Annotated in this window: 15 protein-coding genes; 6 read left to right on the forward strand and 9 right to left on the reverse strand. The window is 64.5% G+C overall.

What is annotated here, in order from left to right; genetic code table 11:
- Positions 1 to 137: 137 nt before the first annotated feature.
- The 3 genes from FMF02_RS09115 to FMF02_RS09125 are packed head-to-tail and all read left to right on the forward strand — an operon-like array spanning position 138 to position 2,384.
- Positions 138 to 545, forward strand: coding sequence for a hypothetical protein (locus FMF02_RS09115; RefSeq protein WP_141412916.1), 408 nt, complete (start codon positions 138 to 140; stop codon positions 543 to 545).
- Positions 542 to 1,825 (forward strand): DUF3440 domain-containing protein, encoded by a 1,284-nt coding sequence (locus FMF02_RS09120; RefSeq protein ID WP_019130069.1) that lies wholly within the window; start codon positions 542 to 544, stop codon positions 1,823 to 1,825. Before FMF02_RS09115 ends, FMF02_RS09120 begins: the two co-directional genes overlap by 4 nt.
- Positions 1,803 to 2,384 (forward strand): IbrB-like domain-containing protein, encoded by a 582-nt coding sequence (locus tag FMF02_RS09125; protein ID WP_019130068.1) that lies wholly within the window; start codon positions 1,803 to 1,805, stop codon positions 2,382 to 2,384. Before FMF02_RS09120 ends, FMF02_RS09125 begins: the two co-directional genes overlap by 23 nt.
- A 10-nt stretch (positions 2,385 to 2,394) precedes the next feature.
- Here FMF02_RS09125 and FMF02_RS09130 read toward each other — a convergent pair whose 3' ends face one another.
- Together FMF02_RS09130 and FMF02_RS09135 are read right to left on the reverse strand one after the other, a co-directional pair.
- On the reverse strand, positions 2,395 to 3,468 hold the full coding sequence (locus FMF02_RS09130) for a linear amide C-N hydrolase (RefSeq protein ID WP_141412917.1): 1,074 nt from the start codon (positions 3,466 to 3,468) through the stop codon (positions 2,395 to 2,397).
- A 127-nt stretch (positions 3,469 to 3,595) separates the two neighbouring features.
- Positions 3,596 to 4,666 carry a tetratricopeptide repeat protein gene (locus FMF02_RS09135; RefSeq protein ID WP_141412918.1) on the reverse strand — a complete coding sequence of 357 codons (1,071 nt, stop codon included), beginning with the start codon at positions 4,664 to 4,666 and terminating at the stop codon, positions 3,596 to 3,598.
- A 297-nt stretch (positions 4,667 to 4,963) separates the two neighbouring features.
- On the opposite strand from FMF02_RS09135, the gene FMF02_RS09140 reads away from it, so the two are divergent.
- From FMF02_RS09140 to FMF02_RS09150, 3 genes are all read left to right on the forward strand, one after another.
- Positions 4,964 to 5,374, forward strand: a complete 411-nt coding sequence (locus tag FMF02_RS09140) for a hypothetical protein (RefSeq protein ID WP_141412919.1) — start codon at positions 4,964 to 4,966, stop codon at positions 5,372 to 5,374.
- 237 nt (positions 5,375 to 5,611) lie between these two features.
- On the forward strand, positions 5,612 to 6,127 hold the full coding sequence (locus FMF02_RS09145) for a hypothetical protein (protein WP_026074826.1): 516 nt from the start codon (positions 5,612 to 5,614) through the stop codon (positions 6,125 to 6,127).
- Positions 6,128 to 6,229: 102 nt separating this feature from the next.
- Positions 6,230 to 7,699 carry a potassium/proton antiporter gene (locus FMF02_RS09150; protein ID WP_026074825.1) on the forward strand — a complete coding sequence of 490 codons (1,470 nt, stop codon included), beginning with the start codon at positions 6,230 to 6,232 and terminating at the stop codon, positions 7,697 to 7,699.
- Positions 7,700 to 7,916: 217 nt separating this feature from the next.
- Here the strand turns inward: FMF02_RS09150 and hisIE are convergent, their stop codons facing one another.
- The 7 genes from hisIE to hisD all read right to left on the reverse strand — a co-directional run bounded on the left by hisIE (position 7,917) and on the right by hisD (position 14,185).
- The gene (gene hisIE / locus FMF02_RS09155; protein ID WP_141412920.1) at positions 7,917 to 8,537 is read right to left on the reverse strand and encodes a bifunctional phosphoribosyl-AMP cyclohydrolase/phosphoribosyl-ATP diphosphatase HisIE; all 621 of its coding nucleotides are present in this window, start codon (positions 8,535 to 8,537) and stop codon (positions 7,917 to 7,919) included.
- 134 nt (positions 8,538 to 8,671) lie between these two features.
- Positions 8,672 to 9,424: an imidazole glycerol phosphate synthase subunit HisF gene (hisF, locus tag FMF02_RS09160; RefSeq protein WP_141412921.1), complete on the reverse strand. Its 753-nt coding sequence runs from the start codon at positions 9,422 to 9,424 to the stop codon at positions 8,672 to 8,674.
- The gene (gene hisA, locus FMF02_RS09165; RefSeq protein ID WP_019130060.1) at positions 9,406 to 10,137 is read right to left on the reverse strand and encodes a 1-(5-phosphoribosyl)-5-[(5-phosphoribosylamino)methylideneamino]imidazole-4-carboxamide isomerase; all 732 of its coding nucleotides are present in this window, start codon (positions 10,135 to 10,137) and stop codon (positions 9,406 to 9,408) included. The genes hisF and hisA overlap by 19 nt, the downstream gene beginning before the upstream one ends.
- 1 nt (position 10,138) lies before the next feature.
- Positions 10,139 to 10,735, reverse strand: coding sequence for an imidazole glycerol phosphate synthase subunit HisH (gene hisH / locus FMF02_RS09170; protein ID WP_141412922.1), 597 nt, complete (start codon positions 10,733 to 10,735; stop codon positions 10,139 to 10,141).
- Entirely contained in the window at positions 10,732 to 11,862 is a 1,131-nt protein-coding gene (gene hisB / locus FMF02_RS09175; protein WP_141412923.1) for a bifunctional histidinol-phosphatase/imidazoleglycerol-phosphate dehydratase HisB, read from the reverse strand. The genes hisH and hisB overlap by 4 nt, the downstream gene beginning before the upstream one ends.
- The gene (hisC, locus tag FMF02_RS09180) at positions 11,859 to 12,893 is read right to left on the reverse strand and encodes a histidinol-phosphate transaminase (protein WP_141412924.1); all 1,035 of its coding nucleotides are present in this window, start codon (positions 12,891 to 12,893) and stop codon (positions 11,859 to 11,861) included. Before hisC ends, hisB begins: the two co-directional genes overlap by 4 nt.
- Positions 12,890 to 14,185: a histidinol dehydrogenase gene (gene hisD, locus FMF02_RS09185; RefSeq protein ID WP_141412925.1), complete on the reverse strand. Its 1,296-nt coding sequence runs from the start codon at positions 14,183 to 14,185 to the stop codon at positions 12,890 to 12,892. Before hisD ends, hisC begins: the two co-directional genes overlap by 4 nt.
- Positions 14,186 to 14,187: the final 2 nt, after the last annotated feature.

Here is a 14,187-nt window from a genome sequence, read left to right on the forward strand (position 1 = left end):
CTGTACGGAAGGATTTATCCCGTCGGAAAATTTGAGAAAACGGACGATATTTTTTATATTTGTGGTGAACAAGTACGGATACAACCTGTTCAGTCGTAAATATATAACATTCGGTCTAAAAGAGTGGATTCCCGAATATGACTGTCGAGAAACTGGACGGAACCTCCCCGCGTCTCTATGCGCTCGTCGCACCTTTGGTCATGCGGCGCAGCGTGTTGCGCCAGAACAACAACTATCCGTTCTGGACGTCGCGTTCGCACACGTGGTTCGTCGCCTGGGAGGGGGAGATCGTCTTCGGATTCGTGCCGGTGGAGATTACCGACTGCGGAATCGCCAAAATCAACAACTACTACGTGTCGGGCGACGATCCGCGGCTGATCGCCCGTTTTTTGCAGGAGATCGTGCGCTGCTACCACCGCGACTATACGATCCGTTCCGTTACGCTGACCCGCCATGCGGAGGTGTTCCGGGCCGAAGGGTTCGTGCCTGTGCGGGAGTGGAAGGAGTACGTGGCCATGGAATACGGGAAAAACCGCCGGCCATGAACGTCTACGAGCGGACACAACGGCGGCTGAAAACCGTTTTCGAGGCCTTCGACAACGTCTACGTCTCCTTCTCCGGAGGCAAGGACAGCGGCGTGCTGCTCAATCTCTGCATCGACTACATCCGGCGGTACGGGTTGAAACGCCGCATCGGCGTATTTCACATGGATTACGAGATCCAGTACCGCGACACGCTCTCTTACGTGGACCGGATGCTGGCGTCGAATCCCGACATCCTCGACGTCTATCGGGTCTGCGTCCCGTTCAAGGTGCCCACCTGCGCCTCCATGTTCCAGCGTTACTGGCGCCCGTGGGAGGAGGGCAAGCGGGAGTTGTGGGTTCGCGCGATGCCGGCCGGAAGTTACACGCGCGGCAGTTTCCCTTTTTTCAGCGAGGAGATGTGGGACTACGAGTTCCAGAACCGGTTCGCCGAGTGGCTGCACCGGCGGTGCGGCGCGACGCGTACCTGCTGCCTGATCGGCATTCGCACGCAGGAGAGTTTCAACCGCTGGCGCACGATATACAGCGACCGCAACCACCACCGTTTCGAGGGGCGGCGCTGGATACGCCAATGGGCCGACGCGGGAATATGCAACGCCTATCCGATCTACGACTGGCTGACGACCGACGTGTGGACGGCCAACGGACGGTTCGGGTGGCCCTATAACCGGTTGTACGACCTCTTCCACCGTGCCGGCGTACCGCTGGACACCCAGCGCGTGGCCAGCCCCTTCATTTCGCAGGCGTTGTCGAGCCTGCACCTCTACAAGGCGATCGACCCCGACATGTGGGGGCGTATGATCGGGCGGGTCAACGGCGTCAATTTCGCGGCGTTGTACGGACGGACGTCGGCGCTCGGCTGGCAGTCCGCACGCCTGCCGAAGGGGCTGACGTGGGAGCGTTACATGCACTTCCTGCTCGCCACGCTTCCCGCCGAGACCCGCCGGAACTATCTGGAAAAGCTCTCCGTAAGCATCCGTTTCTGGCGCGAGAAGGGCGGATGCCTCGCCGAGACGACCATCGCCAAACTGCGCAAGGCCGGCGTTCCGATCGAGGTCGGCGGCCGAAGCGGTTACCGCACCGACAAGCGGCAGGTGCGCATGGAGTATCTCGACGATCTGGATATTTCCGAGTTCAGCCAGTTGCCGACCTTCAAGCGTATCTGCATCTGCATCCTCAAAAACGACCACGCCTGCAAATATATGGGATTCTCGCCCAACAAGAGCGAGAGGCTGCGCCGCAAGAAAATCATGGAGAAATATGAAGCGTTGTTACGAATCTGAACCGGACGGGGAGTACCGGAGTCCGGTCTACGGCGTCCGGGCCGTTCCGGTGGAGAAGGTCGTGGCGAACAGCTACAACCCCAACGTCGTCGCGCCGCCCGAAATGCGGCTGCTGGAACTGTCGATCTGGGAGGACGGCTATACGATGCCGTGCGTCTGCTACTACGATGCGGCGAACGACCGCTACGAACTCGTGGACGGCTACCATCGTTACCTGGTGCTCAAAACCTCGAAGCGCATCTACGAGCGCGAACGGGGACTGCTGCCCGTGGCCGTGATCGACAAGGATCTGTCCGACCGCATGGCGTCGACCATTCGCCACAATCGGGCGCGCGGCACGCACAACATCGAGCTGATGAGCGAGATCGTCGCCGAACTGACGCGGGCGCAGATGTCCGACCAGTGGATCATGCGCCATATCGGGATGGACCGCGACGAACTGCTGCGGCTCAAACAGATCACGGGGCTGGCCGCACTCTTCGCCGACAGAGAGTTCAGCCTCGGCGATGCCGACGAAGAGGCGGTCGGGGAGACGGCCGAAGCGCTCCTCCAACCGTGACCCGTGCGTCTCAGTGCGTGACCGAGATCTTCACGACGGGCTGTTCGCGCACCTCGTCCAGCGGGTGGGACTGGTATTTCACCCGTCCGAAATCGATCTCCGCGAGGTCGATGCAGCGGATCGAATTGTCGTAGGCCGTCTTGTAGTAGACCCTGCGGTGGGTCAGGTCGATGGCGGAAGTCCACTGCGTGGCGCTCGGGATGTCGGGCGCGTCGCCCTGCGGGTGGTCGATGCCGATGGGGATGTCGAAGCAGTTGAGCAGGTGGAAGCATTGCAGCACCGTTCCGAAGGCTGTGGCGCGCTGCGGCGCCGTGGCGCGGTAGAAGGCGGCGCGCACGAAACGCGAAGGCGGCGTCGCATCGCCCGGAATGCCCAGAAATCCCGAATTGCTGCCGGTGGGGCGCAGCGTGATGCCGCTCAGTTGTCGGACGGGAGCATCGCCGGGATAGAGGTTCACGTAGTTGTCGAGGTTCGTGAGCTGCCACTCGAAGCCCGGAGCGTTGGTGAGTACGCCGACCTCGTTCTCGTAGAAATGCGGCACGCCGTCGACGATTTCCAGCACGACCTGCCGTCCCGAAGCCTCTCCGATGCGCCAGTGCACGACCGAACTTTTTTCCAGCGCGACGATGCGCACCGATGCCACGGCGGCCTTCACTTCGTCGATCGTGGCGAATTGCGTCAGCATCCATGCCGCTACCTGCAAATCGGCCAGCGTGCGGTCGTTGCGGTCGGGGTCGTAGGATTCGTAGCCTCCGTATTGCGGGAAGAAGAAGAGACCGGCCGAGAGTCCCGCCTCGTTGATTCCCTCGGCGATGAACTCCTGCTGCTCCACGGCCAGCCCGACCGTGCCGTATCGGGCGGTGAAGGCCAGTCCGTTCGCACCGGTCGGGGTGAACGACCGGAGCTGCTGGCCGCGCGGGATGACGACGTATTGGCTTCGGAGAACGCCGCGCGACCATTCGATCGTGCGCGACTGCACGTAACTGCCGTCGGCGGCCGAGAGTGCGATGCCGGTGCAGGCGCTCGTCCGGTGAAGGCCGCAGCAGAGGGCGGCGATCGTCGATAACAGAATCGCTTTTTTCATAATTTTACAGGGGTTTAGGTTGTTTCGTTCAAATTCCATGCAAACCGTGCGGGTTACAGTGCGGAAGCGGGGCCGTATTTCCTCCGCCGGCGATCCCGTTCCGAAGAGGCGGGGCGCCTCCGGCGGTTCAAGGGTTCCGCCGTCCGGCAGCGGGGTCGGGAACGGACATCGGGTGCGCGGCGAACCACGCGATGAAGTCCTGCCATTGTACGGCGTGTTCGTCCCGCCACTGCCGGAACTCGTCGGGAAATCCCTGTGAAAGCACCCAGTAGTTGTAGGGTCTCATCATGCCCGCCTCTTTGACCTGCCGCTGGTAATCCATCAGCGGCCGTGCCGCGTCGTCGTCGAAAAGCATCCGGTCGTATTTCTCGAAGTAACGGTCGACGAACCGTTCGCGCATGTCGCTCAGCACGTCCAGCGTCAGGCTGTCGGGAATGCCGTCTGCCGTCAGTGCCGCCCGTGCGGCGACTTCGAAGACGGCCGTCCCGAACGGAATCCGCAGGCGCAGTCCCTCCCGTGCGACGCGGCCGTTGCGGCTGAAAGTCATGCGTACGGCCGTGTCGCCTTCGATGCGGATGTTGTCGCGGTAGGTCCGCGCGAGCGTTTCGCTCATGGCGGAGGTGCGTCCGGAGCCCCGTTCGAGGTTCATGAACAGTTCGCCCCAGACGAGTGTCCAGACCGGTTCGGTCGAGATCGCGTAGAGCAGGGCCAGGCTGCGGTAGTTCGACGGGTGGGCGGGATCGACCGTGGCGCCGCGGCGGTAGCAGGCGAGGGCGCGGTCGTACTGTCGTTCGGCGTAGGCGATATTGCCCAGTTCGAGGTAGAGCCGTCCGGCGTCGGGGTTCTCACGCAGCCCCTTTTCATAGGTCTTGACGGCACGTTTGCGGTCGCCTGCCATGTCGTAGGCGTTGCCGAGCAGCTGGTAGAGCGGCGGGTAGTCCTTGCGCTTGATGCGGCGCAGCACTTCGACGGCCTCTTCATAGCGCTCCTGCATGTAGAGCAGGTAGCCCGTTTCGTAATTGGCCAGGAAGTTTTTCGGATCGGCGGCCAGCACGGATTCCAGCAGCCGTGCGGCTTCGTCGTAGTCGCCGTCGTCCATCCGTTCGACGGCGCGGGCGATGCGTTCGTCGCGGGGCGTCTGCGCCGAGGCGGTCCCGATACAGAACAGCGACAGGAGTGCGAGTAGGTGCGTTTTCATTACGCGGAGGGTTTGTCGTCTCAAATATATCGTTTTTTTGCGAATATTCGCCCCGTCCGGCTGCGGAATCGGATCGCGGCGGCCGGACGGGGCGGGGCGCGATGCGGCATTCCGGTGTCCCCTGCTATTTGGTTAATTTGTTGTTATGTAATATTTTACTTTGTTTCGAGTGCGGAACGGGCCGTCCGGATCCGATTCAGCCTTTTTATATTAGGATTGAGCCTTTCGTCTTCCGGTGCCCCGATACGGGGGCGGAAAAGTTTCACGGTTCGGATTTTTTCGTTATCTTTGCTCTCGATGCATAAATGGCTCACCATATTGCTTGCTTGTATCGCCGTCCTGTCGGGCGGCGGGGAGGTTACGGCCTCCGCATCGTCCGCTGTGAAGCGGTCGGTGGCGGTCGCTTCACAGCCGGCGTCGCAGGAGCGTGAATTCAGGGTCGGCAGGCAGAGGCTCGTCGACTCGATTGCGGAGTACGCTTCCAATCCGGCGCATTCCGACTGCGGGCCTGAGACGTTCGGCCGTTTGCTGCGGTGTCCCGTAACCGCTCCTTCCGGAATCCATTTCATGCGTTGCGGCGGTCTGTCCGAGGTTTCGTCGGACGATGTCCGGTGCCGTATCTTTTCTCATTTCAACACGCGGATACCTTGTGCCGTACTGCATCCGGTGGACTATTACGTCTTCCGTATGCGTCGGCTGCTTATTTGACCTTTCCCGTTCGTTATCGGTCGACGGATTGGGATGCGCTCCCTGAAACGCAGGGAGTTTTCGAATTGTCGGGAAGTGCGGAGCGATCCGGCGGATTCCCCCGAAGGGTGTCTCCGCAGAAGTCGTCCCTCTTTCCCGAAAGGTTCATTTTCATGCACCTTTTCCCGCCTTGGCATAATCCGTACAAGCGTGATTCTGCGCTCGGCTTATCGAAAAGGTTAAATAAGTAGTATCGTTATGAATAAGAATCAAATGGCGGAGCTGCTTTATGCGCTGCCGGACGGGGTCGTCGTCAAAGGACGCAAATCGAAAGTCGTACCCCTTTGTCTGACGCTTGCGGGCGTCGTATTGTTGGTCGTAAACGGTCTGTTGCCCGCAACGGCGGGGTATGAAGACCTGAAATCGGCGCTGGTGCTTTTCGGCGGCGTAATCTTTGCAACGGGCGTACTGCTGTTGCTCGTCCGGCTCTTCGGCGACAGCGGAGTGCCGCTCTACGGCGAGAATCGCGTGCCGCTGGTCTGGTCGGAACGCTATTATCCCAAATCGGCCGCCTCCGCCGTGGCCGACTGCCTGACGCGTCACGACTGGGCGCGCCTGCGCAGCATCGCTCAGAGCCAGGTCCCTGCCATCCGGCTCGTGGCCTACCATACGCCCGACGAGGGGTTCGTGGCCTGCCAGGCGTTCGAATACGTCGAGTTGGAGGAGCGGCCCCTCACGGAGTTGCACATCGTGCGTTCCGGCCACGAGGCGTAGCGGAGTACGTCGTTATGCGGCGGAACCGGACGGTGTGCGGCATCGTCCGGTTCCCCGCGATTTCGGGAGCCGGCCGGATTGTTGGAAATAAATGAAATAGATATGTTGTTAACCACTGAGAATATCATTTTGATCGGGGCGTTGCTGCTGCTGGTTTCCGTCTTTGCCGGAAAAGTGGCCTACCGTTTCGGCGCTCCGGCCCTGTTGCTGTTTCTCGGCGTCGGCATGTTGTTCGGGTTGAGGCTCATCTCCTTCAATTCGGCTCCCGTGGCTCAGTTCGTGGGCATGGTGGCGTTGTGCATCATTCTTTTTTCGGGCGGTATGGACACCCGTTACCGCGCCATTCGTCCCGTGATCGGGCCCGGCGTGGTGCTGGCCACCGTCGGTGTGGCGCTGACGGCGCTGATCGTGGCGGGGTTCGTCTACGTGGTGGCGCCGTGGTGCAATGCCGAGATGTCGTTCCTGCTGGCGCTGCTCTTTGCCGCCACCATGTCGTCGACCGACTCGGCGTCGGTCTTCTCGATCCTGCGCAGCCGCAGGCAGGGGTTGAGCGAGAATCTGAAACCGTTGCTGGAGCTCGAAAGCGGCAGTAACGACCCGATGGCCTATATTCTGACCATTTTGCTGGTCGGGCTGCTGACGCCGGGCGAAAGCATGGGCTTCGGTACGAGCCTGCTGCTCTTCGTGGTGGGGATGACGCTCGGCGTCGTGGCAGGGTATGCGTTCGGCCGTCTGGCCGTCTGGACGATCAACCGGATCAATATCGAAAACCAGTCGCTCTACGCCGTACTGCTGCTGGCGTTCGTCTTCCTGACCTTCTCGGTGACCGACCTGATCCGCGGCAACGGCTATCTGGCCGTCTATGTCGCGGGACTGGTTGTGGGGAACTATCCGATCGTTCACAAGAAGACGCTCGGAACGTTTTTCGACGGCTTCACGTGGCTGTTTCAGGTGATCCTTTTCGTCACGCTGGGACTGCTGGTCAATATCGACGAACTGTTGCAGCCCGAGGTGCTGCTGCTGGGCGGCCTGACGGGTCTGTTCATGATCCTCGTCGCACGTCCCGCCGCGGTCTTCCTCTCGCTGCTGCCGTTCCGCAAGTTCACCACCCGCGCCCGCCTCTACGTTTCGTGGGTGGGGCTGCGCGGCGCCGTGCCGATCATCTTCGCCACCTATCCCGTCGTGGCCGGCGTGGAGGATTCGAGCCTGCTGTTCAACATCGTCTTTTTCGTGACGCTGTTGTCGCTGGTCGTGCAGGGTACGACGGTCAGTCTGATGGCCGAATGGCTGGGGTTGGCCTATCCCGAACGGGAACGCATTTTCAACGACGAAGTGATGAACCGCATGCTCGACGATGCGACGACCGAGCTGACCGTCACCGAAGCGATGTTGGAGCCGGGACACCACTTGCGCGACATCGTGCTGCCTGCGGCGACGCTGGTGGTGATGGTGGCGCGCGACGGGACGTTTTTCGTCCCCAAGGGCAATTCGGTGCTCCGCGTGGGCGACAAGCTGCTGGTGGTGACCGAGAACAAGTCGGAGGTGAAGTCGGTCGTCCAGCCGCAGGAGTGAAGCGGCGGGCGACGGGCCGCCGAACAGAAAATCCGCCCCTTCCGCATTTTTGCGGAAGGGGCGGATTCCCGTATGGACTTGTCCGCCTGTTCGGCGGCTGTCGGAGCGGCATGGGCCTCGGCGGGTTGCAGGCTGCCGCACGGGGCGGCGGCCTTCCTGCCGGGCGGCGCGATGCGTGCAGTAGGGAGGGCCGCGGGGGAGGGCTTTCGGCGGACGACTATGCGTGGCGTGCCGATAGTTCCCGTTCGAGGTCGGCGATCGAACACCCCGTGGCTTCGAGCAGGACGAGCAGGTGGTAGACCAGATCGGAGGCTTCGTAGATCATCGCCTCGCGGTTGCCGGCGACGGCCTCGATGACCGTCTCGACGGCCTCCTCGCCGACCTTCTGGGCGATCTTGTTCACGCCGTGCGTGAAGAGCCGCGCCGTGTAGGAGCCTTCGGGCATCGCGGCGTGGCGCTGGCGGACGACGGCTTGCAGGCGGCGGATGAACCCCTCGGTTTCGGGGACGGCCTCGCCGAAGCAGCTCTGCGTTCCCGTGTGGCAGGTGGGGCCGTGGGGAACGGTGCGGATCAGCAGCGTGTCGCGGTCGCAGTCGGCCGCCACCGAGACGATGTCGAGCCGGTTGCCGCTGGTTTCGCCCTTCGTCCAGAGGCACTGCCGCGTGCGGCTGTAAAAGGTGACGCGCCCCTCGGTGAGGCTCTTTTCGTAGGCTTCGCGGTTCATGTAGCCGAGCATCAGCACTTGCAGGGTGCGGTCGTCCTGCACGATGGCGGGGATCAGCCCGTCGGCCTGCTTGCCGACGGCGAGTTCCTCAAAGGGAATGGCTTCGATTTTCATGGTGTTTCTCGTTTATGCTTCTCCGCATGGTCGTCTGTCGTCCTGTTTCGATGTCGGCGGTCCGCCGCATGGGGCGGCGCATCGGGTGCCGAAGAGGGATGTCTTGCGGATGGGCGGTTTCTTTTTTCGGGTTGTTATAATCTTACGGGAATATTGCGTGCACGGAGTTCGCGTTTGAGCACGGGGATCGGAATCTCGCCGTAGTGGAAGATGCTGGCTGCCAGCGCCGCATCGGCGCGTCCGAGCGTCAGCACGTCGGCGATGTGCTGCACCGATCCCGCGCCGCCCGAGGCGATGACGGGGACGGGCAGGAGCGACAACTGCGCGAAGGTGTCGCAGGGATAGCCGTTGCGCGTGCCGTCGTGGTCCATCGAGGTGAAGAGGATTTCGCCCGCGCCGCGCCGGCAGGCCTCCTCGGCCCATGCGAAGAGCTCGCGGTCGGTGAGGCGGCGCCCGCCGTGGGTGGTGACGCGCCAGCGGCCGTCGATTCTTCGGGCGTCGATGGCCACCGTGACGAACTGCGAGCCGTACTTCGCCGCTACGGCGTCGATGAGCGAGGGATCGGCCACGGCGGCGCTGTTGACGGTGATCTTGTCGGCGCCGGCGTCCAGGAGCCGTCCGGCGTCGTCGACCGAGGCGATGCCCCCGCCGACGGTGAAGGGGATGTCGATGCGTGCGGCGATGCGCGACACCAGTCCGGTGAAGGTGCGGCGACCTTCGGCCGTGGCGCTGATGTCGAGGTAGACCAGCTCGTCGGCACCTTCGGCGGCGTAGCGGGCGCCCAGCTCCACCGGATCGCCCACACTGCGCAGGTCGGTGAAATTGACGCCCTTGACCGTCCGGCCGTCGCGGATGTCCAGGCAGGGGATTATTCGTTTGGCAAGCATCGTCCGAGATCTTCGAGGGTGATACGTCCTTCGTAGAGCGCCTTGCCGACGATGACGCTGCGCAGCCCCGCGCGGTCGAGAGCCGTGAGGTCGCCGAGCGTTGCGATACCGCCGCTGACGGTGATCTCCACGTCGGGAAATTCCGCTTGGAGGGCGGCGTAGAACGATGTCGCGGGGCCGCAGAGCATTCCGTCGCGGGCGATGTCGGTGCAGATGACCTGCTGCAATCCCTGCTTCCGGAAGCGGCCGATCAGTTCGGCCGCTCCCAGCGGCGTCTCCTCCGACCAGCCTGCGATGGCGATCCGTCCGTCGCGCAGGTCGGCGCCGAGAATCAGGCGCTCGCCGCCGAACTCCGCCAGCCACGCGGCCAGGCAGTCGGGTTCGCGCACGGCGACGCTGCCGCAGACGGCGCGTCTGGCTCCCGCCGAGAAGACGTCGCAGAGCGCCGTGCGGCTTTTGATGCCGCCGCCGTACTGGATTTCGAGCCGCGTGCGTGCGGCGATGCGTTCGAGCACTTTCAGGTTGGCCGGACGCTGCGTCCGGGCGCCGTCCAGATCGACCATGTGCAGCCGCCGCAGCCCCGCCGCTTCGAAGCGCAGGGCCGTGTCGAGCGGGTCGCGGCCGTAGGTCGTGCGGCGGTCGTAGTCGCCCTGTGCGAGTCGCACGCAGGCGCCGTCGATCAGATCCATCGCGGGAATGATTTCGATATTCATCTCATTTCAGTGTTAGGAAGTTGCGTAGAATCCGGCTGCCCGCCGCCCCGCTCTTTTCGGGGTGGAACTGCGTGCCGAAGAAGTTGTCGCGTGCGAGTGCCGCGCTGAACCGCATGCCGTAGTCGGTCGCGGCGATCGCGGCGTCGCAGAGCCGCGGCGCGTAGGAGTGGACATAGTAGACGTAGGTCTGCGCGTCGATTCCCTCGAAGAGCGGCCCGCGCAGCGTGTCGACGGTGTCCCAGCCCATGTGGGGGACTTTGAGCGGCCCGTCGGCCGTACGGTCGGGAAGCCGCACCACGTCGGTGGGAAAGATGCCCAGACAGGCGGCGTCGCCCTCCTCGCTCGACCGGCAGAGCAGCTGCATCCCGATGCAGATGCCCAGCACGGGGCAGGTCAGCGCGGGAACGAGCGTGTCGAGCCCCTTTTCCCGAAGTCTGGCCATTGCCGACGACGCTTCGCCCACGCCCGGCAGGATCACCCGCTCGGCTCGGAGCAGCGTCGCCGGATCGGCGGTGACGGTGAATTCGGCGCCTGCGCGGCGCAGGGCTTCGGCCACGGAGCGCAGGTTGCCCGTGTCGTAATCGATGATCGCTGTCATAGGACTCCTTTGCTGCTGGGAATATCGTAGGCGAAGGGGATGCGGGCCACGGCCATGCGCAGCGCCCGTGCGAAGGCCTTGAAGATCGCTTCGGCTTTGTGGTGCTCGTTGTCGCCGCGGGCGGCGACGTGGAGGTTGCAGCGCGCGGCGCAGGCGAACGAATGAAAGAAGTGACGCAGCATCTCGGTGGGCAGTTCACCGATGCGTTCGCGGCGGAATTCGGCCTCCCATTCGAAGCCGATGCGGCCCCCGAAGTCGATGAGCGCCATGGCACGGCAGTCGTCCATGGGCAGGACGAAGCCGTAGCGGGCGATGCCCGCCTTGCTGCCCAGCGCACGGTCGACCGCCTCGCCGAGCACGATGCCGACGTCCTCGACGGTGTGGTGTTCGTCGACCCACAGGTCGCCTGTCGCTTCGACCGAGAGTGAGACGCCTCCGTGGTGGGCGATCTGGGCGAGCATGTGGTCGAAGAATCCGATTCCCGAGGCGATGCGCCCTGCGCCGGAGCGTCCGTCGAGGTCGAGCGTGAGCGTGATTTGCGTCTCGGCCGTGCGGCGCGTGAGGGTGACGCTGCGTTCGCCGCGGCGGATGAACTCGGCGATCCGCTCCCACGACGGGGCGACCAGCGCGCAGGCCGCTTCGGCGCCGGCTTCGCGCAGCGCACGGCGGCCCGCCTCCTCGTCGGGGGCGAGCAGGATGCCCCGCGCCCCGAGATTGCGTGCCAGCAGCATGTCGGTCGGCCGGTCGCCGACGACGTAACTGGCCGCGAGGTCGTAGCTTCCGTCGAGATAGCGGCCGAACATCCCCGTGCGGGGTTTGCGCGTGGGGGCGTCGTCGGTTTCGAAGGTGCGGTCGATGAGCTGGTCGTCGAAGCGGACGCCTTCGCCTTCGAGCGTGGCGAGCATCCGTTCGTGGGCGGGCCGGAAGGTCGCTTCGGGGAACGACGGCGTTCCCAGCCCGTCCTGGTTGGTGGCCAGTACCAGTTCGAAATCCAGTCCCGACAGCGCGCGCAACCCCGAGATGGCGCCCGGTACGAAGCGGAGTTTTTCGAGGCTGTCGACCTGCCGGTCGACGGGCGGTTCGACGATCAGCGTGCCGTCGCGGTCGATGAAGAGTGCTTTTTTCATGGGCGGAAGGTTTTGACGGTTCGGAGCAGGCGGTCGTTCTCGGCGGGCGTTCCCACGGTCAGGCGCAGACACCCTTCGCATCCCGCTGCGCGCGAGCGGTTGCGGACGATGATGCCCGCTTCGATCAATGCGTCGTAGAGAGCGTCGGGCGCCGGTGTGCGCACCAGCAGGAAGTTGGTCTGCGAGGGGTAGACCCGCTCTATGCAGGGGCAGGAGGCCAGCTCGCTGGCCAGTCGCCGGCGCTCGCTGCGGATCTCGGCGATCTGCGGCGTGAGGTCGCGGCCGAGCATCTCCTCGGCGGCCCGCTGCGTGGGGCCGGGAATGTTGTAGGGATATTTGACGCGCGAAAAAAGCGCTGCGACCTCTCGTGCCGCGAAGGCCAGCCCGATGCGCAGTCCCGCCATGCCCCACGCCTTGGAGAGCGTTTGCAGCACGATCAGGTTCGGGAATTCGTCGAGCCGCGGCAGGAATCCGGCCCCGTCGGCGAAATCGACGTAGGCTTCGTCGAGGACGACCATGCCGTCGAAGCGGCGCAGCAGCCGTTCGATCTCCGTCGCCGGAAAAGCGTTGCCCGTGGGGTTGTTGGGCGAGCAGAGCCACAGCAGTTTGCTCCGTTCGTCCGCCGCCGCGAGCAGCCGTTCGACCGGCAGCGAGAAGTCGTCGCCGAGCGGCACTTCGCGCAGTTCGACGTCGTTGACGGCCGCCGCGACGCGGTACATGCCGTAGGTCGGTGCGATCGAGACCGCGTTGTCGATGCCCGGCCGGCAGAAGATGCGGTAGGCCAGATCGATCGCCTCGTCGCTGCCACTGCCGATGAAGATACGGTCGGCGGCGATGCCCTTGCGTGCGGCGAGCACTTCCCGCAACCGCTGCTGGCGTGGATCGGGATAGCGGTTGACGCCGTTGTCGTAGGGACTTTCGTTGGCGTCGAGCCACACGTCGATGCGTTGGCCGCCGTACTCGTCGCGTGCGGTGGAGTAGGGGGCGAGCGTGCGGATGTTGGGGCGGACGAGTTCTGCGAGCGGTCTCATCGCACACCTCCTTCCAGCCGGATGCGGACGGCTTCGGCATGCGCGTCCAGTCCCTCGGCCCGGGCCATGGCGACGACCGTCGGGGCGAGTGCGCGAAGCCCTTCGCGCGTGAGTTCCTGATAGGTGATGCGGCGCAGGAAGCTGTCGATGTTCACGCCGCTGTACGCGCGGGCGCACCCGCCCGTGGGGAGCGTGTGGTTCGTCCCCGAGGCGTAGTCGCCGGCGCTTTCGGGGGCATAGTCGCCCACGAAGACGCTGCCGGCCGTCGTGATGCGGCGGGCGGCGGGCCACGGGTCGCGCAGCGAGACGATCAGGTGTTCGGGGGCGTAGGCTTCGGCGAAGTCGAGCATGTCGTCCTGCGAATCGAATACGACGATCCGGCTTTGCGCGAGCGATTCGCGGAGGATCGCATTGCGGGGACTCACGGCCGTCTGCCGGCGGAGGGCGTCGTTCACGCGGCGTGCGAACGCGACGGTGCGGCAGACGAGCACCGCCTGACTGTCGGCGCCGTGTTCGGCCTGCGAGAGCAGGTCGGCGGCCGCGAAGTCGGGCGAGGCTCCTTCGTCGGCGAGCACCAGCACCTCCGACGGTCCGGCCGGAAGGTCGATGGCCGTGCCTTCGGCGCCGACGAGTTGCTTGGCGCGGGTGACGTAGCGGTTGCCCGGCCCGAAGATCTTGTCGACGCGCGGCACGCTTTCGGTGCCGTAGGCCATGGCGGCGACGGCCTGCGCCCCTCCGAGCGCGAAGACGCGCCGCACGCCGCACAGCGCGGCGGCGTAGCGGATTTCGGGGGCGATGCTGCCGTCGCGGCCGGCAGGGGTGCAGAGGACGATTTCGGTGCAGCCGGCGATCGCGGCCGGCACGGCGAGCATGAGCACCGTCGAAAAGAGGGGCGCCGAGCCGCCCGGGACGTAGAGCCCCACGCGGCGGATCGCCACGGCGCGCTGCGAGCAGCGGACGCCCGGCATGACCTCGACCGCAACGGGGTAGGGCAGTTGTGCGCGGTGGAAGGCTTCGATGTTGGCCTTGGCTGTCGCCAGCGCCGTTTTCAGTTCGGGCGAGATGCTGCGGGCGGCTTCGTCGAGCTGTGCCTGCGGCAGTTCGAAGCGTTCGGGCGCGAAGCCCTCGATGCGGCGGGCAATGCGGCGCAGCGCCTCGTCGCCGCCGGTGCGCACCTCGTTCAGAATGGCTGCCACGCGGCGGTCGATCTCGGCGTCGTCGCGGGTGACGCGGGCCGTCAGCGCAGGCCACGCGTCGCGCGGGGGATTGTCGTAAACTCTGATCGGTTCCATAT

This window comes from Alistipes communis (assembly GCF_006542665.1).
In the GTDB taxonomy this organism is placed as follows: Bacteria; Bacteroidota; Bacteroidia; order Bacteroidales; family Rikenellaceae; genus Alistipes; species Alistipes communis.